This window comes from Rhizobium sp. CAU 1783, from assembly GCF_054551725.1.
In genome coordinates this window covers 141476-165117 of sequence record NZ_JBTOLM010000005.1, presented here as the reverse complement: position 1 = coordinate 165117, position 23642 = coordinate 141476, and the positions used below count along the sequence as shown (strand labels likewise).

Here is a 23642-nt window from a genome sequence, read left to right as displayed (position 1 = left end):
GAGGCGGCGTTCTGCCGCCCGCATCGGAGAGAGATCCCATGACAAAACTCAATGAGCTTGCCGCACGGCTCGAACGGGACGGTATCGACATAGTTCATGTCGGACTGTTCGACTATGCCAGCGTCTTTCGCGAGCGACGCCTGAAGCGCGAGCAGTTTCTTGCCTGGGCCCGCGACCCGCGCTTTTCCAACACGCTTCCCCATTGGGACTCCGCCGACAGCCTGTTCGGTGGCGGCCCCTTCCTGACCGAGGCCCTGACGCTCGACGCAGCTTCGCTTCGCCCCTATGCCTTCGAACCGAAAGCAGCCGCGATCGTCGCCGACTATGCCGGACCGAACCGGGACCTGATGCCGCGGGCAGTCCTTGCCCGCCAGATCGAACGGGCTGAAAGTCTGGGCCTAGAGGTCCGGGCCGCCTTCGAGTTCGAGGTCATCTTCCTCAAGGAGAACGCGGCGAGCCTGCGTGACAGCGGTTTCTCCGCCATGCACACCTTCATGCCGGAGAACAAGTGCTGGTCGGGCCAGACGGCGGCCGACCAGGCCGAGTTCGTGGCGGGTCTCGAAAAGGCAATCATCGACCATGGCGTCTCGCTCTTTGCCGTTGCCGGAGAGCTGGGACCCGGCTGCTTCGAGGCAACGCTTGCCGCCGAGACGCCGATGAAGGCCGCGGACGATGCGGCATTCTTCCGCCAGGCGGCGCGAGCCTATGCCCGCCGGCAGGACATGACGGCGAGCTTCATGGCCCATATGGGCGGTGCTTTCCCCGGCATCGGCGGCCATGTCACGCTGTCGCTCCGGGACAAGCAGACCGGCAGCAACATCTTCGCCGATCCGTCAGCCACGACGAACCAGGCTGCAAAGCACTTCATTGGCGGCATGGCGAAACTGGTCCCCGAGGCATTCGCGCTCTGCGCTCATACGGTCAACGCCTATCGCCGCTTTGCGCCGGGGTCCTGGGCTCCGAAGTCGGTCAGCTGGGCCGAATACACCTTCACCACCGCGGTGCGTTCCGTTCCGTCAGCCGAAGACAATGCGCGTCTCGAATTTCGCCTGCCGGGCGCCGACTGCAATCCGCATCTGACCCTTGCACTGATGCTGGCCGGCGGCCTCGACGGCATCGAACAGCAGATCGCGCCGCCCGAGGCGACCCCGTTCGGCGGTCCCGACGACATCCCGCCCGGTGCGACGCGATTGCCGCGCGACCTCAAGGACGCCGCCGAGCGGCTGCGGGCCAGCGAAAGCGCCGCCCGCCACTTCGGCGAGGCCTTCACCAGCCATTTCGCCAAGGCCTGCGAGATCGAGCATGCGGCCCTCGCCCGCGCCGTCAGCGCCTTCGAGCTCGCCCGCTACCTCGAAGGCTGAAATCACCCCACCCCCCAATCAAGAACCACAAAGAGGAGAACGCCATATGGCAAGACACGAAGACAGCGACCTGTTCCGCGAACTCAACGATCCGCTGCGCAAGGAACGCGTCGCGCGGGTGAGCGAAAAAATCAGGAAACTCGGCGTCGAATACATCTACTACCAGTATGTCTCGATCACCGGCCGCGTACTCGGCAAGGCCGTGCCGGCCCGCCACTGGGAATACAATGCCCGCAAGGGCGTCCAGACCTGGATGGGTGGCGTCACCAATGTCTCGACCGACATGAACGGCACGCTGTTCGGCTTTTCGGCTAATGACGGCGAAACGGTCGCCCTGCCCGACCCGGAAACCTTCTGCCAGCTGCCGTGGGACAAGTCGGTGGCCCGCGTCTTCTGCACGCTCTTCTACGGTCTCGAAGACGCCAAGAACCCGGGCGGCTACTTCGAATGCGATACCCGTGGAAACCTGAAGCGCTTCGACCGCGAATTCCGTGAGAAGCACAACGGGCTCCACCTGCGCGTCGGCATGGAACCGGAAATGCTGTGGCTGAAGAAGAACCCCGATGGTTCCGCCACCCCCTATTCCGGGATCACCGAGCCCTATGCCTATCATATCGGCCAGTTCGAAAGCGCCCGCCACATCTGGAAACAGGTCTATGAATACTCCCATGCCATGGGCCTCGACATGATCCAGGGCGACGTCGAGGACGCACCCGGCCTGCTCGAACTGAACTTCGCCTTCGACGACGCGCTGAAGACCTGCGACCGCCTCACCACCTATCGGCAGATCTGCAACGAGGTGGCGCGCCAGAACGACCTCATCGCCTGCTTCATGGCCAAGCCGATGATGGGTGTGCCGGCCAACGGCTGCCATCACAACTGCTCGATCTGGACTGGTGGCTCCGCCGAGCTTCAACAGTTGGTTCCGGGCGAACTGCCGGGCATGGAGGAACTCTTCACCTACACCAAGGGCGGCGTGAACGAGTTCGAAAACAAGGAGGGAGGCTGGCTGCCGACCGAAATCGGCCACCACGCGCTCGGCGGTGCCTTGAAACATATCGGCGCGCTCACCGCGATCGGCGCCTCGACCGTCAACTCCTACCGGCGTTTTGCCGATATCGGCCTCTGGGCGCCGATCGGCGCGAACTGGGGTCTCCAGAACCGCTCCTGCACGATCCGCATCTCGGCGCCCGACCGCTTCGAGTTCCGCGCCGTCGACGCCATGGTCAACCAGCACCTGTTCTGCGCGGCACTCATCAAGGCCCTCGACGACGGGATCTCGAACAAGGTCGACCCGGGCGCACCCGAGGATCGCAATGTCGTCGAGGTGATGAAGGCCGGCGGCCATGTCGACCTGATCCCGCTCAACCTGCACGAAGCGCTGGAAGCACTGAAGAAGGATGATCTGGTACTGGAAGCCATGCCCGGCAGGCTTTATGAACTCTATGACATGATGAAGCGCGACGACTGGAAGCGCTTCCTCAAGGAAGTCACCAATTGGGATCTCGATCGCTACATGGACTATCTGCCCTGAGCGATTGCCACCAAGACATTACGGGCGGCGCGGTGCGCCGTCCGCCTCATCATTTCCGACCTCTGACTGGAGTTTTACATGTCCCACAATCTGAAATTCTTCATTGACGGTGCCTGGGTCGATCCGGCCGTCCCTGCCACGCTGGATGTCATCAATCCCGCGACGGAAGAGGCCTACACGCAGATCTCCGTCGGCTCGAAGGCCGATGTCGACAAGGCCGTAGCGGCCGCGAAGAAGGCCTTCGTGACTTTCTCCAAGACTTCGGTCGCAGAGCGTCTGGCGCTCCTGAAAAAGATCCTCGAAGTCTACAACGCCCGTTTCGAGGACATCGCCGTCGCCGTATCCAACGAGATGGGCGCACCGCTCTCGTTTGCCCGTGACGCCCAGGCATGGGCCGGCCGCGCGCATATGGAATCGACCATCGAGGCGCTGGAGAACTACGAGTTCAGCGAAAAGCGCGGCTCGACTACGGTCGTCAAGGAGCCGATCGGCGTCTGCGCGCTGATCACGCCGTGGAACTGGCCGCTCAACCAGATCGTCTGCAAGGTTGCACCGGCTATTGCCGCCGGCTGCACGGTCGTGCTGAAGCCCTCGGAAATCGCTCCGATGTCCGGCATCGTCTGGGCCGAGGTCATGGAAGAGGCCGGCGTGCCTAAGGGCGTGTTCAACCTCGTCAACGGCACCGGCCCTGATGTCGGCCAGGTCATGGCCGGCCATCCGGACGTCGACATGGTCTCGTTCACCGGCTCCACCCGCGCCGGCATCATCGTTGCCAAGACTGCCGCCGACACCGTCAAGCGCGTCGCGCAGGAACTCGGCGGCAAGTCGGCCAACATCGTGCTGCCCGACGCCGACCTAGAAACCGCCGTCACCAAGGGCGTGCAGGGTTGCTTCGGCAATTCCGGCCAGTCCTGCGACGCACCGACCCGCATGCTGGTCCCGGCCGACCGCCACGACGAAGCGCTGACGATCGCCAAGGCCGCGGCCGAGGCCCACAAGGTCGGTAGCCCGACCGCCGACGACACCGATCTCGGCCCGGTCGTCAGCCAGCTGCAGTTCGACAAGATCCAACGGCTCATCGAGGCCGGCATCAAGGAAGGTGCTACGCTCGTCACCGGCGGCCTCGGCCGACCGGAGGGCCTCAACCGCGGCTACTATGTCCGCCCGACCATCTTTGGCAACGTAACCAACGACATGACCATTGCCCGCGAGGAAATCTTCGGGCCGGTTCTCTCGATCCTGCCTTACAAGACCGAAGAGGAAGCGATCGCGATCGCCAACGACACGGTCTATGGTCTCGCTGCCTACATCCAGTCGCAGGACCTCGCCCATGCCCGTGCGGTCGCCCGCGAGATGCGCGCCGGCTCGGTCTACCTGAACTATCCGGACTGGGACACACGCGCCCCGTTCGGCGGCTACAAGCAGTCCGGCAACGGACGTGAATACGCCGATTTCGGCATCCACGATTTCCTCGAAATCAAGGGCATCGTCGGTTACGGCGACTGATCAAATCGGCGATTGGGAAATCCGATGGACCAACGAAAGCGGCGCCCGGAGCAATCCGGGCGCCGTTTCGATTTGAGGGTCAAGGCAGGCGAAAAGTATCTTTCGCCGCCACGGCGGTTCCCTACGCCTTGATCCTTTCCATCGCCGGATCGAAGAGCGGCCCGAGGTGGATCTTTGCCGGGGTCTTCTCCATGGCGACAACGAGCTCGTAAGCGCCGTCGAGCAGGTAGTCGTCGCTCACCCCGTCGGCATTGCGGACATAGCCGTAGCCGATATTCTTGCCGATTGTGTAGCCGAAGCCGCCGCTCGTCAGGTAGCCCACTGGTTCACCGTTCCGCAGGATTGTTTCGCGTCCCACCAGCACGATGTCGGGGTTGTCGACGGTGAAGCCGGCCAGCCGCTTCTTGAGCGGAGCGTCCTGCAGCCCCTCCAGGGCCCGGCGGCCGTTGAAGTCGGTATTCTTGCGCAGCTTGACCGCCCAGCCGAGCCCCGCCTCGAAAGGCGTATCATTGGGCGTGATGTCGGAGCCCCAGGCCCGATAGCCCTTCTCGAGGCGAAGCGATTCCAGTGCCCGGTAGCCGATCGGCCGGATGCCGTGGACTGTGCCGGCCGCCATCAGTGCATCGAAGACCTCGCCGATCGCACCGATCGGCACATGCAGTTCCCAGCCCAGTTCGCCGACATAGGTGACACGCAGCGCCCGGACGGTATGTCCGGCGATCGGGATTTCCCGCGCGTGACCGAACGGAAACGCACCGTTCGACACATCGGCATCGGTCACCGCGGCAAGTACGTCACGCGCCTTCGGCCCCATCAGCGAAAGCGTGCCCCAGTCTTCCGTCACGTCGGTGAAGGTCACGTCCATTCCGGCTGGGATATGGTCGTCGATCCAGCCGAAGTCATGCGTCCGGAAGCCTGTCCCGGTGACGATGTAGAATTTGTCCTCGGTAAATCGTGCGACCGTCAGATCGGCCTCGATGCCGCCGCGCGTGTTCAGGAGCTGCGTGTAGGTCAGCCGCCCGACAGGTTTCGACACGTCGTTGGCGCAGATCCAGTCGAGCGCCTTCGCCGCATCCGGACCGGAGACCTCGTATTTCGAGAAAGACGACTGGTCGAAGACGCCGACGGCTTCGCGCACATGGGCGTGCTCTTCACCAACCGCGGAAAACCAGTTCTGCCGCCCCATCGAATAGATGTCCTTCGCCTCCGATCCGGCCGGCGCGAACCAGTTCGGTCGCTCCCAGCCGAGCTTCGAACCGAACACCGCGCCATGCGTCTTCAGCCGCTCGTAAAGGGGCGAAACGAGTCGCGGCCGGCCGCTCTCGTATTCCTCATGGGGAAATCCGATGGTGTAGTGCTTGCCATAGGCTTCCAGCGTGCGGTCGAGAACCCATTGGCGATCGCGGTGCATGCCGGCAAAGCGGCGGATGTCGACGACCCAGAGGTCGAGCGGCGCCTCACCGTCCACGACCCACTGGGCAAGCACCCAGCCCGCACCGCCGCCCGAGGCGATGCCGAAGGCATTGAACCCGGCGCCCACGAACATGTTCTTGCATTCCGGCGCCACGCCCAGGATGAAGTTGCCGTCCGGCGTAAAACTCTCCGGCCCGTTGATCATCTGCTTGACCCCGACCTTTTCGAGCGCCGGAACGCGCTCGATCGCCTGGGTCATGTGCTGCTCGAAATGGTCGAAGTCGTCGTCGAAGAGGCGGAATGCCCACTCGTTCGGAACATCGCCGGTCGTCCACGGCTGCGGATTCGGTTCATAGCCCCCCATCACCAGGCCACCCACCTCTTCCTTGAAGTAGGTCCGGCGATCCGGATCACGGATGGTCGGCGCGTCTGTCGACAGCCCGTCGATCTTCTCGGTGATGATGTACTGGTGCTTGACCGGCTGGAGCGGCACGTTGATGCCCGCCATGTCGCCGACCTGCCGGGCCCACTGGCCCGCGCAATTGACCACCTTTTCGCAGGCGATGTCGCCGAGCGTCGTCTTCACCTTGAGGATACGGCCATCCTTCATCTCGAAGCCGGTCACCCGGACATTCTCGACGATCTTCGCCCCGTGCATGCGGGCACCTCTGGCAAGCGACTGGGTGATGTCTGACGGGCTCGCCTGGCCGTCGGTCGGAAGCCAGCTTGCACCGACGAGGTCATCGACATTCATCAGCGGCCAAATGCGCTTGACCTCTTCCGGCGAGATGAGGTGCATCTCCATGCCGAAGCTCCCGGCCGTCGTCGCAAGGCGGCGGAATTCCGTCCAACGATCCTGATTGGTGGCAAGCCGCAGGCAGCCTGTCATCTTCCACCCGGTTGCCAGTCCCGTCTCGGCTTCAAGACCCTTGTAGAGGTCGACCGAATACTTCAGCACCCGGGTGATTGACGCCGAGGAACGAAGCTGGCCGACGAGACCTGCCGCATGCCAGGTCGAGCCCGAGGTCAGTGTGCCCTGCTCCAGCAGGATAACATCCGCCTTGTGGTCCCGGGCGAGATGATAGGCGGTCGAGCAACCGATGATGCCGCCGCCGATGACGACGATCTGGGCATGGGATGGCAATGTCATGACGAGTGTTTCCCGTAGTGTTTCCGGTAGTGTTCAAGGGCCGCGTCGAGGCGGGTGAGGTTCTCGGTGGTGTAGGCGACATAATCCGCGCCGGGTGCCGACAGATGCAGCTCGGAGACCATGCTCCACATGGCCTCGCGCAACAGCGAGGCACATTGCATGGCGGCGAACGACCGGCGTACCGCCTGGTCTGGCGGCCCCTCGAAATATGTCGTCAGGAAGTCTTCCGACTGGTCGGCATCGAAGCCGGCATTGGAGGTCACGCCCGCGAGATCGAACATCGCGGTCGAGAAGCCGGCATATTCGAAGTCGATCAGCCAGAGCCGCTTGCCGTCATCGAGAAAATTCGAGGGCAGAAGGTCGTTGTGCCCGAAGACGATCGGCAACGGCGTCTGCGCGGCCTCGAGTTCTTCTGCGAGCGCGAGATAGCCCGGCAAATGCTCAACCATCCGGCTGCCGCCAATCTCTAGCGTGCGGGCATAGTCGCGAATGACATGGAAGGCCCAGAACATGAAACCGGCGCCGCTGAGGTGGCGCGCCATTTCCCGGTGGAAGCGCCGGACGAGCTCGGCGATCCGGCTCCGGTTCGCCACGACATCCTCTGCGGCATAGGTCTTCGCCCCGAGGAATTCGGTGACCATGACCCCTGTCTCCGCGTATTCGACCCGCGGAGCGAACCCCGCCTCATGGGCGGCCCGCGCGGTCATCAGTTCGCGATCGCGGAACACATGGTGAAACGGGTAGTCCTTGCCGAAGCGCACGACGTGACGGCCGGCGGCGTCGGTGACGACGAAGCTCTCGTTGCTGATGCCGCCTTTCAGGGGCGCGATCTCGATCCGTCCATTCCAGCAGGGCAGTCGATGGATACGGTCGTGCGTGGCGCCCATGGCCTTCCCGGCGTCGACGATCATGATGCCGAACCGTCGGAAAATGTGGTTTCTTGTGAGAATCCCCGATTGCGACTCACCTGAATGGATGGAGCAGGATCCGAATTCGCTGCGAACATGCGAACAAGGCTTTGCATTCGAGTTCTCCCAGTAGAGCCCGTTGAGTGATAATGCTGGCAGCACACCCGAACGCCGTTCCCCGTACTTTTGTATTTCGTGACGAGGGTGTGTCAGCGCAATGTCATGCGAGCAACGGGAAATTGTCAATCCGGATTTGTGGTTTTTTGTGTTTTTGTGACCGATCATGCGACCCCTCATTGCCGAGTAGTCGAAGCTTCGTTATGACCTTGGATGTCAACCGTCGGACGAGGCCCCCATGAACCAGTCAAAACGGCACCGGGACATTCTCCGGCTCCTGGAATTGGACGGCACGCTGGCGATCGCCGACCTCGCGCGACACCTGAACGTCTCGCTCGAAACCGTGCGCCGCGACATCAAGCCGCTCGCGACCCAAGGCGCCGTCGTCAAGTTGCACGGGGCGATCTGCCTGCCTTCGGCCGTGGGCGAGGCACCGTTCGAAAAACGAATGCGGGAAAACAGCGAGGCCAAGAAGGCGATCGCGGCCGCCGTCGCCGCGACCATCCACGACGGCGACTCGATCATGCTCGACACCGGGACCACGACGAGCTTCCTCGCCCGAGAACTGCTCGGTCACCGTCGCCTGACCGTCGTGACGAACTCATCCGACATCGCCCGCACGCTCGCCACCGTCAACGACAACAAGGTCTATATGGCCGGCGGCGAACTGCGCAGCGACAATGGCGCGGCCTTCGGCACCTCGGCGATCGACTTCGTCAGCCGCTTCAGCGTCACCCACGCCATCATCTCCGCTGGCGCCATCGACCTGGCGACCGGCGTGATGGACTACGAGCTGGAAGAGGCGGAATTCGCCAGAGTCGTACTCTCCCGCGGCAGGCGCACGGTGGTCATCACCGACCACAGCAAGTTCGGTCGTCAGGGGCTCGTAAAGGTCTGTGATTTGGACGCGTTCGGTGAACTGGCGACGGACTGTCCGCCACCCGCGGACATCGCCGACGCATTGGCCGCGAGCGGCATCGCCCTGGTCATCGCAAAGCCGGAACGAAAGCGTACTTGATCGCCGGCCGTCGGTGCGCCCGACAACCGCCGGGATCAGGCCCCTCGGGCCGCACGCAGGATCGACGCCAGGCCTTCCTCATCGAGCTTGACCGGATTCCCGCCGGCACAGGGGTCGGCCACACCCATCGCGGCAACCTTCCCGATATCGATGCCCTTAAGGCCCATGCCGGCAAGTGTCTCGGGAATGGCAAGCGTCTCACGCAGTTCGACGATCCAGTCGATTACACCAGAGGCGCTGGGTATCGGCAGATCCAGGAAACGTGCCAGGAGCTCCAGCTTGTCATCGATCACCGGCGCGTTGAATTCGAGGACATATGGCATCAGGACGGCATTCAGCAGGCCGTGATGGGCGTCGTGCAGGGCACCAAGCGGATGAGCGAGGGCATGGATCGCGCCAAGCCCCTTCTGCAGGGCGACGCAGCCCATGCCCGACGCGACCAGCATCTGTCCCCGCGCCTCGATGTTGTCGCCTTCCGCCGTTGCGACCGGCAGCCACGTCTTGATAAGACGCAGCGCATTGAGCGCGATGCCTTCTGCCATGGGATGGAAGGACGGTGCCGAATATGCCTCGAGCGCATGGGAGAGGGCATCCATCCCGGTTGCCGCGGTAATGTGGGCCGGCAGGCCCGTCGTCAGACCCGGGTCCATCAGCACCACGTCCGGGAGCATGCGGGGATGAAAAACGATGACCTTGCGTTTCTCCGCCTCATTGGTGATCACGGAGGAACGTCCGAGTTCCGAGCCGGTGCCGGCAGTGGTAGGGATGGCGATGACCGGCAGGAGACGCGACGTGTCGGCACGCTTCCAGTTGTCGCCGATGTCCTCCAGGTCCCACATCGGAAAGCTCTGGCGGGACATCAGCGCAATCGCCTTCGCGGCGTCTAGGGCGCTGCCGCCGCCGATGGCGATGACGAGGTCATGACCACCGTCACCGAGCGCCGCTACCCCGTCGGCCACGTTGCCGCCGGTCGGATTGGGCTTGACGTTGAAGAAGAGGCCAGCCTCCAGCCCGCCCGACCGCAAAACCTCCAGCACACGCTGAACCGGGAAGAGGTCCTTCAGCCCTGCGTCGGTGATTACGAGAGGCCGGCGTCCCCCGAGTTCGCGAACGATGTCAGCGAGTTCCGAGACGCGCCCGTTGCCAAACCGAACCGCAGTCGGGAAGCTCCAGTTACTGGACACGGCCTTGGTATCGACTGACATGGAGCGTCTCCTTGCTTTCGGATGAACTCAGGATGCGGAGGCGGCGGCGCTCTGCCGTTTCAGCGCCCGGCGACGCATGAATTCGGCAAGCCCTACCAGCGCCAGCGCCGGAATGAAGTTGAGAGTGGCCAGCGCCGGGTAGATTGGTGACGACCCGACGGCGATGCCGCTGTAAACGAAGACCGGCAGCGTCCGAGCGGTTCCCGCCAGCGAATAGGACACATAGAAATTGCCCCACGACAGCAGGAAGGCGAAGGTGGCCGCAGAGAAGATGCCGGGCCAGAGCAGCGGGAAGGTCACCTCGCGGAACACCTCCCAGCCGGTTGCACCGGCATCACGCGCAGCGTCTTCCAGCACGTCGTCGAAGCCGTAGACCTGCACGGCGACGATCACCAGTGCAAAGGGCGTAATGTAGACGACATGCCCGATGACGACGGTGGCGAGCCCCGTCGAAAAGCCGAGCCAGTTCCCAAGCACCGAGAACCAGAGCAGCATCACCACCCCGAGAAGCAGTTGCGGGAAGAGCAGCGGAGCGAAGGTAACGGCACGAAACGCATTCTGGAATCGGAAGCGGAACCGGATCCAGGCGATCGCCCCCGCCGTTCCGAGCAGTGTCGCGAAGACGGTCGATATTGCAGCAACCATGGCCGAGTTGATGACCGCAGGCAGGAAGTCCGGCTTGCGGACCAGTTCACCATACCATTCGAGAGAAAAGCCCTCGATCGGGAAGGTCAGCACCCGGCTCGACGTGAAGGAGAAGGCGACCAGCGTTACGATCGGAGCGTAGAAAAAGGCGATGAGAAGCACGACACTGCCGACGAGCATGGTATCGACGAGTGCGTTCTTGAAGCGTTGCGACATCATGCGGCTACCCTCGCCGGCTCTGCCCTGCGGCGCGTCGCGAGCGCTCCGGCAAGCGCCAGCGTCACGGCCCCGATGACGATCAGGACGATGGTCAACGCGGCTCCGAGTGGCCAGTTGACGCGCGTCTCGAAGCTCTGCCGGATCAGTTCGGAGGCGAGCGGCGAAGTGCCGCCGCCCAACACCTTGGGCTCGAGGAAAGCACCGAGACTGAGAACGAAGACGAGCACGGCGCCGGAATAAAGCCCCGGACGGGAGAGCGGCAACGTCACTTCGAAGAAGGTACGGATGCGCGAGGCACCCGCATCATAGGCAGCCAGCATCAGGTCGCGATCGATCCGCACCAGCGACAGGTAGATCGTGAACATCGGATAGACCACGAGATTGTAGACCATACCGATCATCGCGCCGGTCGGCGTGAACAGCAGGTTGAGCGCTTCGGGGCCAAGGCCGAGATGGGACAGGAGCCAGTTCGCGACCCCGTTCTTGTCCAGCACCAGGATCCAGCCGAAGGTCTTAAGCACGGCATCGGTCAGGAAGGCAAAGACGATTAGGATCTGGATCTGCGCATTATAGGTCTTGAGCCTCGTCGCAAGCGCATATGCCGTCGGGAAGGCGATCAGGACGGAGAGCACCACGCAGATCAGCGCCATCGTCACGGTGCGCAGCATGATCGTCCAGTAATGCGGCTTGGAGAACACCTCGGTCCAGATCTTCAGGTCCCAGGTCCACTGGAGGCGATAATACTGCGTCGTCTGGAAAGTCAGCACCGCCGTCATTGCCAGCGGCACGACGAAGAAGACGAACATGACGACCGCAAGCGGCGCGACCGCCGCGATCAGGACAGGATCATTCCATGTCTTCGCCTGCGTCTTCATGATCACTCCGACAACAGGAAGGCGCGGGACGGATCGAAGCCGATCCGGACTTTGTCGCCGACATTGGCCGGCAGGTGGATGGAACCAGGCAGATCCATCACCACGGGGGCCTCTAGACCTGCGACGCGGACCCGGTACTGGGTCGAGGACCCCTTGATGAAATACTCCTCAACCTCGCCGTCCAAAAGCCAGAATCCGGCCGGAGCTTCACCCGTGACGAAGCCGATCGTTTCGGGACGAACCAGAAGGGCCGTGTTCCGATCGGTGAGCGAAGGCGAGACGCTGGCGGCCGAAAGCGGCGTGGGCTCGCCGGCGGCAAGCGGTGAACGGACGATCGCGCTGCCATCCGGCGCGCGCACCGCAGCCACCGGAAGGAAATTGGTCTCGCCGATGAACCCCGCCACGAACATGTTGGCCGGACGGTAGTAGATGTCGGAAGGCGTACCGATCTGCACCACATTGCCGCTGCGCATGACGCAGATGCGATCGGCCAGCATCATCGCCTCTTCGAGGTCGTGCGTAACGAGCACGAAGCTCGTGCCGATCTCGCGGTGCAGCTTCTTGAGCTCCGCTTGCAGGGACTTCTTGAGCTTGGCATCGAGTGCGCTCATCGGCTCGTCGAGCAGGAGCACGCTTGGCTGCGAAACCAGTGCACGCGCCAGGGCGACGCGCTGCTGCTCGCCGCCGGAAAGCTGCGCAGGATAACGGTTCAGGTATTCGGGCTTCAGGTGCATCAGCTCGAGCATGCCGGCGACACGGGCCGCCATTGCCGCCTTGTCGACCTTCTGCAGCTTCAGTGGAAAACCGATATTCTCACCCACCGTCTTGTGGGGAAAGAGCGCAAGCTTCTGGAACACCATGCGGGTCGGGCGGCTCGCCGCGGGCACGCCCTGCATGTCCTTGCCCTGGATTTCCAGGCGGCCGTCGGTCGCGTCCTCGAAGCCGGCAAGGATCTTCAGAAGGGTGGTCTTGCCGCAACCCGACGGACCGACAAGTGCGACGAACTCCCCCGCCCCGACCTTAAGGGAAACGCCATGCAACGCACGCGCCGAACCGTAATCCTTGATGATATCGGACGCATCGATAATCGGAGTAGCCAATGCCTGCTTCCCAACCCTCTTGAGATCTTGATCGACGGCATCCCGCCCCGAACACGGGCGGGATGCCTTGAAGGAACATGCCAGCTCAGCGAGCGGCGAGCTCTTCCTGCCAGATGGCCAGCATGTCGTCGATATTGGGCGCGACCGTGTGGAACTGGCTGTTGTCCCAGGCCGTCCACATGTAATCCATCTGGAGAGCCTTCTTCTCGGCGTCGGAGAACAGTGCTTCCGCCTTCTGGTTCGGCACCAGATTGCAGGTCGCTTCGGTGATCGCGAGCTGCTTGGCCACTTCCGGCGAGACGATGTACTTGAGGAAGTCAGCGGCGATCTGCGAGTTCTTGCCATTGTCTACGAGACCGGTGGCCTCCATCCAGATGATGCCCTGCTTCAGGCCGCCCTTCGGCTCGGGTACGATCGACTGGATGTAGTCGTGGCCCTTGAGGCGCAGCGACGAGGTGCAATAGGTGCCGCCGCCGATCAGCGCCCGGAACGAACCGTCGATCAGCCCCTTCTGGGCGACCGCGAGGTCGGCGACGATCGCACGGGTGTTCTTGAAGGCGGCGCGAAGCACCTTGCGCACTTCACCGAGCGCAGCCTCGTCGAGCTCCTCATACGGGTTGACCCCGGCATAGAGCGCGAGCGGCATGATCGGCCAGTCACCCCAGTCGAGAAGGCAGATCTTGTCCTTGTAGGCGCTGTCGAAGACGGGAGCATAGCTGGACCAGGCCTCGAGCTTGTCGAACTTGGTGTTGACGGTCGGACCGACCCAGCCCCAGCGCGTCGGCAGGCCGGTCGCCTTGCCTTCGAACTGCAGCGGCTGGAACGGCGCACGAAACTGCGGGTAGAACTCGGCATACTGTTCGGCGAAGTCGTTGTCGTCGAGGAAGCGGCAGAAGCCGGCCGGCCCCATGCGCTGGATCCACGGGCTGTCCGAAGACACCAGGTCGAAGTCCTTCGACGCGCCGGCTGCGAGCTTTGCGAAACCGCCGGCCGAGTCCGTGATCAGGTCGATGGAGACTGTGGCATCCTTCGCCTTCTGGAACGGCTCGAGAATGCTGGGGGCGTTATAGCCTTCCCAGCACATGTAGTTCAGGCTTTCTGCGGCGCTGGCGCCCCGCGGCGTGCCAAGCAAGCCACCGCCGGCAGCGGCAAGGCCGAGCCCGCCCATGCCCTTGAGAACCGAACGACGGCTGACGCCGTTCGATCCGATGCTGAAGTCTGCTGTTCCCTTTTTCATTTTTGGTTCCTTCCTCTTGTCATTCTCGGTGGAAGGGAAGCTCAGACGATACCGAGGTAACGCCTGATTTCCCATTCGCTAACGTGTTTTTGATATTCTGCATATTCGAAACGTCGCGCCGCCACGAAGGTGTCGACGAATTCTGTACCGAAGAGTTCCCGCGCCACCGGACTGCGGTCGAGGCGGGTGGCCGCTTCACCGAGATCGCGCGGAAACACTGCCTCGGGCGCAGGCGCCGACGCGTAGAAGTTTTCGGCGCTGCCTTCCGGCGGCTCGATCTCGTTGCGAATGCCGTAGAGACCGGCGCCGATGCACATCGACAGCGCCAGATAGGGATTGGTATCCGCGGATGGCACCCGGAATTCGACGCGGGTCGCCTCCGGCACGTCGTTGATCACCCGCACGGCCGCCGTCCGGTTCTGCACGCCCCAGTTGGCCGAGGTCGGCGCCCATGCGCCGGGCACGAGCCGCTTGTAGGCATTGACCGTCGATGAGCACATCGCCAGCAACTCCGGCATCAGCTTGACGAGACCGCCGATGAAATGCCGCGCGGTGCGGCTGATGCCGTCACGCGCCGAGGGATCGGCGAAGGCGGCATTGCCGGCCCGGTCACGCAGGGAGACGTGCAGGTGACCCGACTGGCCGGACAACTGGGTGGAAAGCTTCGACATGAAACTGACCGTCAGGTCGTTGAGCGAAAAATATGCCTTGGCGAAGTTCTTGAAAAGCATCGCATCGTCGGCCGCCTTGATACCCTTGGCATAGGTCAGCGGCGCTTCGAAACATCCAGGACCGAGCTCGGTGTGGATCGCGTCGAGCTTGATGTCCATCGTCCGCATGGCCTCGTCGAGCCCCTGCAGAAGATCGCCGTAGAGCGTCGTCGTCTGAAGCGAATAGGTGCGGTTGCCCTGGGCGAAGTGGGTGAGGTCGCGGTAGTCCTTGGCACGCAGGCTCTCCGGCGTCTCGTCGAAGACGAAGAATTCGAACTCGAACGCGGACAGCACGTCGAAACCGAGGTCGGCCGCCTGGGAAATCAGTTCGAGGCACAGATTACGCGGCGAAAGCCTGCCGAATTCACCGGTGAAGTCGGCAAGGCACACGGCCGCATCCGGCGCGAACGGAAACTTGCGCACCGTATCGGTGAAGATCTTGGCCGGGCGGTCGATGAAGGCCGCATCCTTGTAGGCCTTCTCCGCGATGTCCCAGAAATAGAGCACCTCGCAAAACGGATAGCTGGCTGCGGCAAGCTTCTTCGCCTTGTCGGCAGACACCAGCTTGTCGCGGAATTCACCTTCCGGGTCCACCATGCCGATATGCACCGACCGGGCGCCGATTTCCTGCAGTCTGGCTTCAAAATTCACTGTCGCATCACTTGTATTAGGCATGGCTCTCTATCTCGGTAATCATTGAAGGTTAGGCGCGCTCCCCGGGCAATAAAATATCCCGTTTGGGATAGACGCAGATGCTTAAATCTGCTCACCTGACCGCGACCTGATTAGAGGAAAGGGATGTCTTGAGCAGGGGATTTGCGGCATGGAACAGCGCGATCGCCGACGCGATCGAGGCCCTGGGAAAGAGCGACTTTCCGAAAAGGATCGAGGCCGCGCTGAGAAGCATCGTGGATTTCGACATCCTGATGGTGTTTGCCTATGTCGGGGCGGCAAAACCCGTCTGCTGCTACCACAACATCGATCAGCGACGCGCCGCGACGGTCATCGATGCCTACTCCAAAGGGCCTTATCTGCTGGATCCCTTTTTTGGCGCCGCAACCGACCCCAAGGTCACCGGCATGAGACGGCTCCGCGACATGGCACCGGACCAGTTCTACAGTTCGGAATACTTCCGCCAGCATTACGGTCTGACAGGAATTCGCGACGAAGTGGGCATCGTCTGCCGCCCGCTCAACTGGACGGGCCTCGTCATAAGCTTTACCCGCCCCGTCACGGCACCTGCCTTCGGCCGGCGGGACCTCACGGCAATCCGGGAAGCGGAGCCGCTCATCCGAACCCTCGCAGAACGTCACTGGGGTCACGAAAGCCCCGCGCCGGCGCCTGCGGAAGCCGGAAAGATGTCGCGCAACCCGATAAACGATTCGCTGAACCGTATGACGGACGGCATCCTGACGCCGCGGGAAATCGAGATCACGGCCCTGATCCTCAGGGGCCATTCCAACGTCTCGATCTCCCATCGCCTCGGCATCACCGAAGGTACGGTGAAGATCCACCGCAAGAACATCTACCAGAAGCTGGACGTGTCGAGCCAATCAGAGCTTTTTGCGATGTTCATCATGCAGTTGTCCTCGGCATCCGAACCGGCTTGACCGATCCCACCATGGCCTGTCAGGCAACCGCCTGCAACAACGCACCATTGGCGATCTGCCGCAGCCTGCGGCAGCGCAATGCCTCGTGCATCAACACCTCGTCGGCGAAGGCCCGCGCATTCTCCCGCGCCTTTTCCAGGTTACTGACCCGCCCAGAAGCAAGGGTGTGCAGCGTCCCGCCGCAATCGAAAACGTCGCGGAATGCGGAACGCTCGATGATCGGTGTGTCCATCACGTGAACACTCCGCTCGGCGAGAAGCGCCTTGACGGTCTGCAGCGCACGCGTGGTCACCATCGAGTTCACCCGCGTCAGCACGACGGAATACGGAATGTGGATGTCACCCTTTTCCGCGAGATACTGCATCAGCTCGATGACATGGGCACCGCCCTGGGCGTCCATCGAGCAACCCTGGATCGGGATGAGGACGTGGTTCGAATAGCCGATCGCCTTGGCGAGCAAAGGCGTCCGGGCGCCCGGCAGGTCTACCAGAACATAATCGGCCTCGGCCCGGCTTTCCTGGATATGCTTCTCCAGCGAAGTGGCCGTCACGTACGGGATGACCTTGACCGCGGTCCTGTCTCCCGAATTCTGCCGCCAGCGGCTGATCCAGTATTGCGGGTCCGCATCAAGGACGGTGACCCTGAAACCCATTCTCTCGAGCTCGGTCGCCAGCAACAGCACCGCGGTGGTTTTTCCCGCGCCGCCCTTGGTATTGGCAAAAGTGATGACCGGCATTGTCGATCCTCCGGATCTGAAAACGAATCGTAGCCCTTTGAAAATCAGGCTTTTTTCCTGACCGGATGTTCGACCGTTATGGTTAACGATTTCTGAAGGCGGGGCGCGAATTGTCGGTGCGGCATAGGCTAGCGGCGACGGTCGGCGGCCAGGATCTCGTGGGCGATCTGGTCGAGCGGCACGATCTTGTCGACCCCACCCCGCACCACGGCTTCTTTCGGCATTCCGTAGACGACGGACGTCGCCTCGTCCTGGGCGATCGTAAAGGCCCCGGCCTCGTGCATCTCGGCCATGCCGCGCGCACCGTCGTCGCCCATGCCGGTCATGATGACGCCCATGGCATTGGCGCCTGCCGCCCGCGCCGCGGAACGGAAAAGGACGTCGACCGACGGCCGGTGCCGTGAAACAAGCGGCCCCGAGCGGACGGACACGTGATAGCGGGCGCCCTGCCGTTCCAGAAGCATGTGATGATCGCCCGGTGCGATGAGCACATGCCCACGAAGCACCGGATCGCCGTCGACCGCCTCCTTGACCTCGACCTCACAGAGCGTGTTCAGGCGCTTAGCGAAGGCTGCGGTAAAGCGTTCCGGCATGTGCTGGACGATCACGATACCCGGTGCATTGGCCGGGAGCTGTTCGAGGAAATCACGAAGGGCCTCGGTTCCCCCGGTCGATGCCCCGACACAGACTACCATCTCGGTGGTCTTGGCCATGGCCCTGCCGCTCGGCGGCGGCAGCACGGCATCCGCCGTGAGCTTTGCCGAGGGCCCGCTCTGTGCCGCGCTGCGTCGAGATCGGCCGGCGACACGCGCATGGGCCGCACTTTTCACCACTTCACAAATCCGCATGCCCGCCTCGGCCAGATGGTCGGCCGCACCGATCTTCGGCTTGAGGATAACGTCGACAGCCCCTGCCTCCAGCGCCTGCAGTAGTGTCTCCGACCCCTGCTCCGTCAGCGAGGAGCACATCACCACGGGAATGGGACGCTGCGCCATCAACTTGCGCAGAAATGTGATTCCGTCCATGCGTGGCATCTCGACGTCGAGCGTGATGACGTCCGGAATTTCGTCCTGAATCTTGCGCGCCGCCATGAAGGGATCGGACGCCGTTCCGATCACCTCGATCTCCGGGTCCGCTTCGAGAACGCGGCTCAGCGTCTGCCGGACACTGGCTGAATCGTCGATGATGAGAACGCGGACCTTCTTGGCCATCAGGATGCGTCACACCTTCTGGAAGACGGTATTGGCAACCTGACGGATCGGCAGGTCGAAGCCGGAAACCGTCTCGGAATGGCCGATGAACAGATATCCTCCAGGTATCAGGCAGTCGACCAGCCGCGAAAGCACGCGTTGCTGCGTGGGCTTGTCGAAGTAGATCAGCACGTTGCGGCAAAAGACGATGTGCATCGGGTCGCCGACCGTGTAGGTCGCATCCATGAGGTTCATGCGCGCGAAGCCGACCTTCGACCGCAAGCGGGGATGGATACGCACTTCGCGCCGGCTGGCGTCGATCGCCTGCATCACGTAGCGCTCGCGAAAATCCGGCGGGACGGGCGCCACCATGTCGGCGTTGTAGATGCCGCGGCACGCCGTCTGCAGCACGTCGGTGCTGAGATCCGTGGCAAGAATGGCATAGTCCTGGGACCCGTTCTCGCCGACGAAGTCATCGAGCACCATGGCGATCGTATAGGGCTCGGCGCCCGTGGAGCAGGCCGAACTCCAGACCCTGATGCGGCGAATGTCGCGTGCCGCAAGCTTCGGCAGCGCCTGGTCCCGCAGATAGGTGAAGTGGTTCGGTTCCCGGAAGAAATCCGTCTTGTTGGTAGTCACCGCGTCGATCAGGAAGACCTTTTCCGCCTCAAGCCCGCCATGCTTGAAGAGATAGTCGCAATAGTCGTCGAAGCTGGAGATACGGGTCGCCCGTAGCCGGCGGCGCAGCCGGCCTTCCAGCATGGTGAGCTTGGTTGGCGGCATCTTTATGCCGCTGTAATCGTAGATGAAACGCGCGAGCTGGTCGAAATTGCGCTTGCTGATGTGGTCTTCGACGCAGGCAACGGTGGCGACTGCAGACATTCCCTCGGGCTCCTGTCTGATCAGGCAGCGCTGCGCGACAGGAGCGCAGTGTCACCGCTCGAAAGCAGACGGGCGAGATCGACGATAACCACGAAGCCCTCGTCACGGCGAACGACGCCGGCGATGTATTCGGAACTCCACCGCACACCGATCTCCGGAGCCGCCTCGATCTGGTTGCGCCGGAACGGAATGACCTCGAATACCCGGTCCGCCACCATTCCAAGCGACAGCATCCGGTCCGCGAGCGGAATGTCGAGCACGAGTACACGGGTGTTCGGGGTGGGCTCGGTCCTGGACAGACCGAGCTTGAGACGAAGATCGATGGTCGGCACACCCTGCCCGCGCACATCGCGTAGGCCGATCAGGTAGTCGGGACCGTTCGGGATGCGGAACAGTTCCTCGTAGTCGAGAATTTCGCGCACGACCTCGACCGGAACAGCAAAGACTTCCTTTCCGAGGGCGAAGGTGACGAACTGTGCCTCGTCGGACATGCCGGCCATCATGCACTCTCCTTGAACTGGGCGTCGGCTGCATCCGGCCCACCCATGTTGAGGTCGAGGGCAAAACCCTTGACCCGCGCCTGCTGGGCCGCGACAGTGGGAGCGGCCTTGGCGGCCGAACGGGCCGGAGCCTTGGCGGCGGGTGCCGGACGGCTGGCGGAGACAGCAGCCTTCGGCTGAGTGCCGCGGGTTGCCGCGTCCACCCGGAAGAAGGCGATCGAGCTCTGCAACTCCTCGGCCTGGGCAGCCAGTTCTTCCGACGTCGCCGACATCTCTTCGGATGCACCGGCATTCTGCTGGGTCACCTTGTCGAGCTGCTGGATCGCCTCATTGATCTGCGAGGCGCCGATATCCTGCTCGCGGCAGGCAGCCGAGATTTCGGCAACCAGTTCGGCGGTCTTGCGGATGTCCGGAACCAGGCGGTTCAGCATCTCGCCGGCATCCTGCGCCGACTGCACCGTCTCGCCAGACATCGCACTGATCTCGGCAGCGGCAGACTGTGAACGTTCGGCAAGCTTGCGCACTTCGGAGGCGACCACCGCAAAGCCCTTGCCATGTTCGCCGGCACGGGCAGCCTCGACCGCCGCGTTGAGCGCGAGAAGGTCGGTCTGGCGGGCGATTTCCTGGACGATCGAGATCTTCTCGGCAATCGTCCGCATCGCGGCAACCGCACGGTTCACCGCATCGCCGGAGGTCTCGGCGTCCTTGGCCGACTGGCGAGCGATCTTTTCCGTCTGGGCGGCGTTGTCGGCGTTCTGCTTGATGTTGGCGGCCATCTGCTCCATCGAGGCAGACGCCTCTTCCGCCGAGGCGGCCTGTTCGGTCGCACCCTGGCTCAGCTGTTCCGAGCTGGCCGACAGTTCCTGGCTACCCGACGACACGTTGTCCGAGGCCGAAAGCGCATCCGCGACCACACCACGCAGGCGCTCCACCATGCTTGCCAGTGCGAGGCCGAGCGTGTCCTTTTCGGACTGCGGCTTCGGCGTGACGGTCAGGTCGCCTTCGGCGATCTTCTCGGCAACGGTCGCCATGTCCTTCAGGTTGGACGTCATGCGGTTGATGGTGTCGACGAGATCCTTGATCTCGTCATTGGTCTTCATCTCGACATTCTGGTCGAGGTCGCCGATGGCGACAGCCTCAGCCACGGCCATGATCTTGCGCAGGCCAGCGCTGATGCCGAGCGCAATCCACAATGCGGTTGCGGCTGCGACCAGGGTGGCGATCACGGACAGCGAGACGAGCAACGTGCGGGTCGAATTGTAGTCGGCATCGGTGGTGGCCTTTGCCTCCTGCAGACGGTCCCGGTTGATCTGCACGCCCTCTTCCAGCTTCTTCGTCAAGGCATTGGCGTCGTCACGACCTTCGTTCGACGACAGCTGCGAGGCAGCGGCCGTGTTCCCATTGCGAACGAATTCGTGGACGCGGCTGTCGCTGGCCTCGAACTTGTCGACGATCGCACGGAGTTCCTGCCAGAAATCGCGCGTCGCAACACTTGCGGTCGACGCCATCTCTTCGAAGATCTGACGGAAGTGGGCGCGGCTTTCGGCGCTCGCTTCGGCGAAGCGCTGTACTTCCTGGGGGGAGGTCGCAAGGATCGCGTTCTTCTGCGCACGAACGGTCGCCAGCGAGATGGCGTTCAGCTGCTGCATCCGGTCAAGACGGGCAACGGTCACATCGATGACCTCGTCCATGCCCGACTTGGAATTGGCGAGACTAAAGATGCCGTAGCCGGCGGTGCCGACCAGCATGAGGATGAGAAACCCGAAGGCGATGGCCAGTTTGAGTTTGATCGTGAAGCGCATGTTGCGATGTCCCGCGTGTATCTGTGAAGGCTTTAGGCGACGGCTGTTCCGTTGCCTGCTGGTGGCAAGCCGGCGCTTCAGCGAAACAAGGCGATCCATTCACCTTCATCTTCGCTGGCTTTCCGGCACTTGCGGTCCCAGCGCATACACACGCGGGTCCTGTATGCCGCGCCCGTCCCCCTTGGGCGCGACAGCAGTTCAGGCTCCTCCCGAAATCAGGCACTCTCCTTGAACTGGGCGTCAGCCGCATCCGGCCCGCCCATGTTGAGGTCGAGGGCAAAACCCTTGACCCGCGCCTGCTGGGCCGCGACCGTCGGAGCGGCCTTGGCGGCCGAACGGGCCGGAGCCTTGGCGGCAGGTGCCGGACGGTTTGCGGAGACAGCAGCCTTCGGCTGGGTGCCGCGGGTTGCCGCGTCCACCCGGAAGAAGGCGATTGAGCTCTGCAACTCCTCGGCCTGGGCAGCCAGTTCCTCCGACGTCGCCGACATCTCTTCGGATGCACCGGCATTCTGCTGGGTCACCTTGTCGAGCTGCTGGATCGCCTCGTTGATCTGCGAGGCACCGATATCCTGCTCGCGGCAGGCAGCCGAGATTTCAGCCACCAGTTCGGCGGTCTTGCGGATGTCCGGAACCAGGCGGTTCAGCATCTCGCCGGCATCCTGCGCCGACTGCACCGTCTCGCCAGACATCGCACTGATCTCGGCAGCGGCAGACTGCGAGCGCTCGGCAAGCTTGCGCACTTCGGAGGCGACCACCGCAAAGCCCTTGCCATGTTCGCCGGCACGGGCGGCCTCGACCGCCGCGTTGAGCGCGAGAAGGTCAGTCTGACGGGCGATTTCCTGGACGATCGAGATCTTCTCGGCAATCGTCCGCATCGCGGCAACCGCGCGGTTCACCGCATCGCCGGAGGTCTCGGCGTCCTTGGCCGACTGGCGGGCAATCTTTTCCGTCTGTGCGGCATTGTCGGCGTTCTGCTTGATGTTGGCGGCCATCTGCTCCATCGAGGCAGACGCCTCTTCCGCCGAGGCTGCCTGTTCGGTCGCACCCTGGCTCAGCTGTTCCGAGCTGGCCGACAGTTCCTGGCTACCCGACGACACGTTGTCCGAGGCCGAAAGCGCATCCGCGACCACACCACGCAGGCGCTCCACCATGCTGTTCACATAGCTCAAGAGCTCGCCGATTTCGTCACGGCTGCTGATCTCCGCCATCTTGGTGAGATCCCCTTCTGCAACGTCCCGAACCACCGAGACCGCACGTCCGAGGCCGCGGCTGATACCGTAGGCGATCCAGAAGGCCGTCACCGCACCAATCAGGAGAGCTGCAACGGAGACGACGATCATCACCATGCGGGTTTGCAGATATTCCTCGTCCGTGCGGGTCTTGGCTTCCTGCAGGCGGTCACGGTTGATCTGCACGCCTTCCTCGAGCTTCTTCGTCAGGGCGTTGGCGTCGTCCCGGCCGCCTTCGGAAGAGAGCGAGGTTGCTTCAGCGACACTGCCGACCCGCACCAGGTTCTGGATGCGTTCGTCGCTCTCTTCGAACTGCTTGATGACGACGCCGAGTTCGGTCCAATAGGCCTTTGTGGCAGCACTCGCCGACGAAAGCATCTCGGAATAGAGGGCGTTGAAATCGGCCTTGGTCGACTTGCTCTGCTCGAGGAAGCCGCTCATTTCGGCAGGCGTGCGGGCGAGGATGATGTTCTTCTGCGCGCGGACCGTGACAAGCATCAGCGACTTCAACTGCTGGATCTTGTCGAGACGGACGACCGTGACGTCAATGACCTCGTCGGAGCTGTCCTTGGAGTGGCCGAGGCTGACAAGACCGTAGCTGGCGACGCCGATGAGCATCGCGATCAGGAAGGCAAAAGCCAGCGACAACTTCAGTTTGATGGAAAGCCGCATTTCAAAAATCCCCCACCCGCGGC

18 protein-coding genes and 2 pseudogenes are annotated in these 23642 nt (G+C 62.9%); 5 read left to right on the top strand and 15 right to left on the bottom strand.

Translation table 11 applies throughout. The annotated features are described in order from the left end of the window. Positions 1-38: 38 nt before the first annotated feature. The 3 genes from ACX93L_RS19555 to ACX93L_RS19545 all read left to right on the top strand — a co-directional run bounded on the left by ACX93L_RS19555 (position 39) and on the right by ACX93L_RS19545 (position 4401). Positions 39-1361: a type I glutamate--ammonia ligase gene (locus tag ACX93L_RS19555; protein WP_459406384.1), complete on the top strand. Its 1323-nt coding sequence runs from the start codon at positions 39-41 to the stop codon at positions 1359-1361. 46 nt (positions 1362-1407) lie between these two features. Beyond that, a complete protein-coding gene (locus ACX93L_RS19550; protein WP_459406383.1) occupies positions 1408-2895 on the top strand; it encodes a glutamine synthetase family protein in 1488 nt (495 codons plus the stop codon). 78 nt (positions 2896-2973) lie between these two features. Further along, entirely contained in the window at positions 2974-4401 is a 1428-nt protein-coding gene (locus ACX93L_RS19545) for an aldehyde dehydrogenase family protein (RefSeq protein ID WP_459406382.1), read from the top strand. Between the two features lie 121 nt (positions 4402-4522). On the opposite strand, the gene ACX93L_RS19540 is transcribed toward ACX93L_RS19545, so the two are convergent. Continuing rightward, entirely contained in the window at positions 4523-6964 is a 2442-nt protein-coding gene (locus tag ACX93L_RS19540; protein WP_459406381.1) for a GcvT family protein, read from the bottom strand. Further along, entirely contained in the window at positions 6961-7875 is a 915-nt protein-coding gene (locus ACX93L_RS19535; RefSeq protein ID WP_459406380.1) for a phosphotransferase, read from the bottom strand. The genes ACX93L_RS19540 and ACX93L_RS19535 overlap by 4 nt, the downstream gene beginning before the upstream one ends. A gap of 352 nt (positions 7876-8227) precedes the next feature. Here ACX93L_RS19535 and ACX93L_RS19530 point away from each other — a divergent pair, with 352 nt between their 5' ends. Further along, on the top strand, positions 8228-9007 hold the full coding sequence (locus ACX93L_RS19530) for a DeoR/GlpR family DNA-binding transcription regulator (protein WP_459406379.1): 780 nt from the start codon (positions 8228-8230) through the stop codon (positions 9005-9007). Between the two features lie 35 nt (positions 9008-9042). Here ACX93L_RS19530 and ACX93L_RS19525 read toward each other — a convergent pair whose 3' ends face one another. The 6 genes from ACX93L_RS19525 to ACX93L_RS19500 all read right to left on the bottom strand — a co-directional run bounded on the left by ACX93L_RS19525 (position 9043) and on the right by ACX93L_RS19500 (position 15673). Next, a complete protein-coding gene (locus ACX93L_RS19525) occupies positions 9043-10212 on the bottom strand; it encodes an iron-containing alcohol dehydrogenase (protein ID WP_459406378.1) in 1170 nt (389 codons plus the stop codon). 27 nt (positions 10213-10239) lie between these two features. Beyond that, positions 10240-11076 (bottom strand): ABC transporter permease, encoded by an 837-nt coding sequence (locus ACX93L_RS19520; RefSeq protein WP_459406377.1) that lies wholly within the window; start codon positions 11074-11076, stop codon positions 10240-10242. Beyond that, positions 11073-11951, bottom strand: coding sequence for an ABC transporter permease (locus ACX93L_RS19515; RefSeq protein WP_459406376.1), 879 nt, complete (start codon positions 11949-11951; stop codon positions 11073-11075). Before ACX93L_RS19515 ends, ACX93L_RS19520 begins: the two co-directional genes overlap by 4 nt. Positions 11952-11953: 2 nt before the next feature. After that, positions 11954-13051 (bottom strand): ABC transporter ATP-binding protein, encoded by a 1098-nt coding sequence (locus ACX93L_RS19510; protein WP_459406375.1) that lies wholly within the window; start codon positions 13049-13051, stop codon positions 11954-11956. 85 nt (positions 13052-13136) lie between these two features. Beyond that, entirely contained in the window at positions 13137-14288 is a 1152-nt protein-coding gene (locus ACX93L_RS19505) for an ABC transporter substrate-binding protein (RefSeq protein WP_459406374.1), read from the bottom strand. Between the two features lie 41 nt (positions 14289-14329). Next, positions 14330-15673, bottom strand: a complete 1344-nt coding sequence (locus tag ACX93L_RS19500) for a glutamine synthetase family protein (protein ID WP_459406373.1) — start codon at positions 15671-15673, stop codon at positions 14330-14332. Positions 15674-15801: 128 nt separating this feature from the next. Between ACX93L_RS19500 and ACX93L_RS19495 the strand changes: the two genes are divergently transcribed. Beyond that, positions 15802-16608 carry a helix-turn-helix transcriptional regulator gene (locus ACX93L_RS19495; protein ID WP_459406372.1) on the top strand — a complete coding sequence of 269 codons (807 nt, stop codon included), beginning with the start codon at positions 15802-15804 and terminating at the stop codon, positions 16606-16608. A 19-nt stretch (positions 16609-16627) separates the two neighbouring features. On the opposite strand, the gene ACX93L_RS19490 is transcribed toward ACX93L_RS19495, so the two are convergent. From ACX93L_RS19490 to ACX93L_RS19460, 7 genes and pseudogenes are all read right to left on the bottom strand, one after another. Next, entirely contained in the window at positions 16628-17344 is a 717-nt protein-coding gene (locus ACX93L_RS19490) for an AAA family ATPase (protein WP_459406371.1), read from the bottom strand. Positions 17345-17472: 128 nt separating this feature from the next. Next, positions 17473-18555, bottom strand: coding sequence for a protein-glutamate methylesterase/protein-glutamine glutaminase (locus tag ACX93L_RS19485; protein WP_459406370.1), 1083 nt, complete (start codon positions 18553-18555; stop codon positions 17473-17475). Positions 18556-18564: 9 nt separating this feature from the next. Then, positions 18565-19416, bottom strand: coding sequence for a CheR family methyltransferase (locus ACX93L_RS19480; protein ID WP_459406369.1), 852 nt, complete (start codon positions 19414-19416; stop codon positions 18565-18567). 20 nt (positions 19417-19436) lie between these two features. After that, positions 19437-19916 carry a chemotaxis protein CheW gene (locus ACX93L_RS19475; protein WP_459406432.1) on the bottom strand — a complete coding sequence of 160 codons (480 nt, stop codon included), beginning with the start codon at positions 19914-19916 and terminating at the stop codon, positions 19437-19439. Further along, a complete protein-coding gene (locus tag ACX93L_RS19470) occupies positions 19916-21718 on the bottom strand; it encodes a methyl-accepting chemotaxis protein (RefSeq protein ID WP_459406368.1) in 1803 nt (600 codons plus the stop codon). Before ACX93L_RS19470 ends, ACX93L_RS19475 begins: the two co-directional genes overlap by 1 nt. Before the next feature lie 215 nt (positions 21719-21933). Then, positions 21934-22962 (bottom strand): annotated as a pseudogene (locus tag ACX93L_RS19465) (methyl-accepting chemotaxis protein); the annotation flags it as partial. Positions 22963-23094: 132 nt separating this feature from the next. Then, positions 23095-23619: pseudogene (locus ACX93L_RS19460) on the bottom strand (MCP four helix bundle domain-containing protein); the annotation flags it as partial. Positions 23620-23642 lie beyond the last annotated feature (23 nt).

What these genes read in the sequence shown, in the direction of transcription:
- ACX93L_RS19555 (WP_459406384.1), top strand. Translation starts at nt 39, where the DNA reads ATGACAAAACTCAATGAGCTTGCCGCACGGCTCGAACGGGACGGTATC.
- ACX93L_RS19550 (WP_459406383.1), top strand. Translation starts at nt 1,408, where the DNA reads ATGGCAAGACACGAAGACAGCGACCTGTTCCGCGAACTCAACGATCCG.
- ACX93L_RS19545 (WP_459406382.1), top strand. Translation starts at nt 2,974, where the DNA reads ATGTCCCACAATCTGAAATTCTTCATTGACGGTGCCTGGGTCGATCCG.
- ACX93L_RS19540 (WP_459406381.1), bottom strand. Translation starts at nt 6,964, where the DNA reads ATGACATTGCCATCCCATGCCCAGATCGTCGTCATCGGCGGCGGCATC.
- ACX93L_RS19535 (WP_459406380.1), bottom strand. Translation starts at nt 7,875, where the DNA reads ATGATCGTCGACGCCGGGAAGGCCATGGGCGCCACGCACGACCGTATC.
- ACX93L_RS19530 (WP_459406379.1), top strand. Translation starts at nt 8,228, where the DNA reads ATGAACCAGTCAAAACGGCACCGGGACATTCTCCGGCTCCTGGAATTG.
- ACX93L_RS19525 (WP_459406378.1), bottom strand. Translation starts at nt 10,212, where the DNA reads ATGTCAGTCGATACCAAGGCCGTGTCCAGTAACTGGAGCTTCCCGACT.
- ACX93L_RS19520 (WP_459406377.1), bottom strand. Translation starts at nt 11,076, where the DNA reads ATGATGTCGCAACGCTTCAAGAACGCACTCGTCGATACCATGCTCGTC.
- ACX93L_RS19515 (WP_459406376.1), bottom strand. Translation starts at nt 11,951, where the DNA reads ATGAAGACGCAGGCGAAGACATGGAATGATCCTGTCCTGATCGCGGCG.
- ACX93L_RS19505 (WP_459406374.1), bottom strand. Translation starts at nt 14,288, where the DNA reads ATGAAAAAGGGAACAGCAGACTTCAGCATCGGATCGAACGGCGTCAGC.
- ACX93L_RS19500 (WP_459406373.1), bottom strand. Translation starts at nt 15,673, where the DNA reads ATGCCTAATACAAGTGATGCGACAGTGAATTTTGAAGCCAGACTGCAG.
- ACX93L_RS19490 (WP_459406371.1), bottom strand. Translation starts at nt 17,344, where the DNA reads ATGCCGGTCATCACTTTTGCCAATACCAAGGGCGGCGCGGGAAAAACC.
- ACX93L_RS19485 (WP_459406370.1), bottom strand. Translation starts at nt 18,555, where the DNA reads ATGGCCAAGAAGGTCCGCGTTCTCATCATCGACGATTCAGCCAGTGTC.
- ACX93L_RS19480 (WP_459406369.1), bottom strand. Translation starts at nt 19,416, where the DNA reads ATGTCTGCAGTCGCCACCGTTGCCTGCGTCGAAGACCACATCAGCAAG.
- ACX93L_RS19475 (WP_459406432.1), bottom strand. Translation starts at nt 19,916, where the DNA reads ATGGCCGGCATGTCCGACGAGGCACAGTTCGTCACCTTCGCCCTCGGA.
- ACX93L_RS19470 (WP_459406368.1), bottom strand. Translation starts at nt 21,718, where the DNA reads ATGCGCTTCACGATCAAACTCAAACTGGCCATCGCCTTCGGGTTTCTC.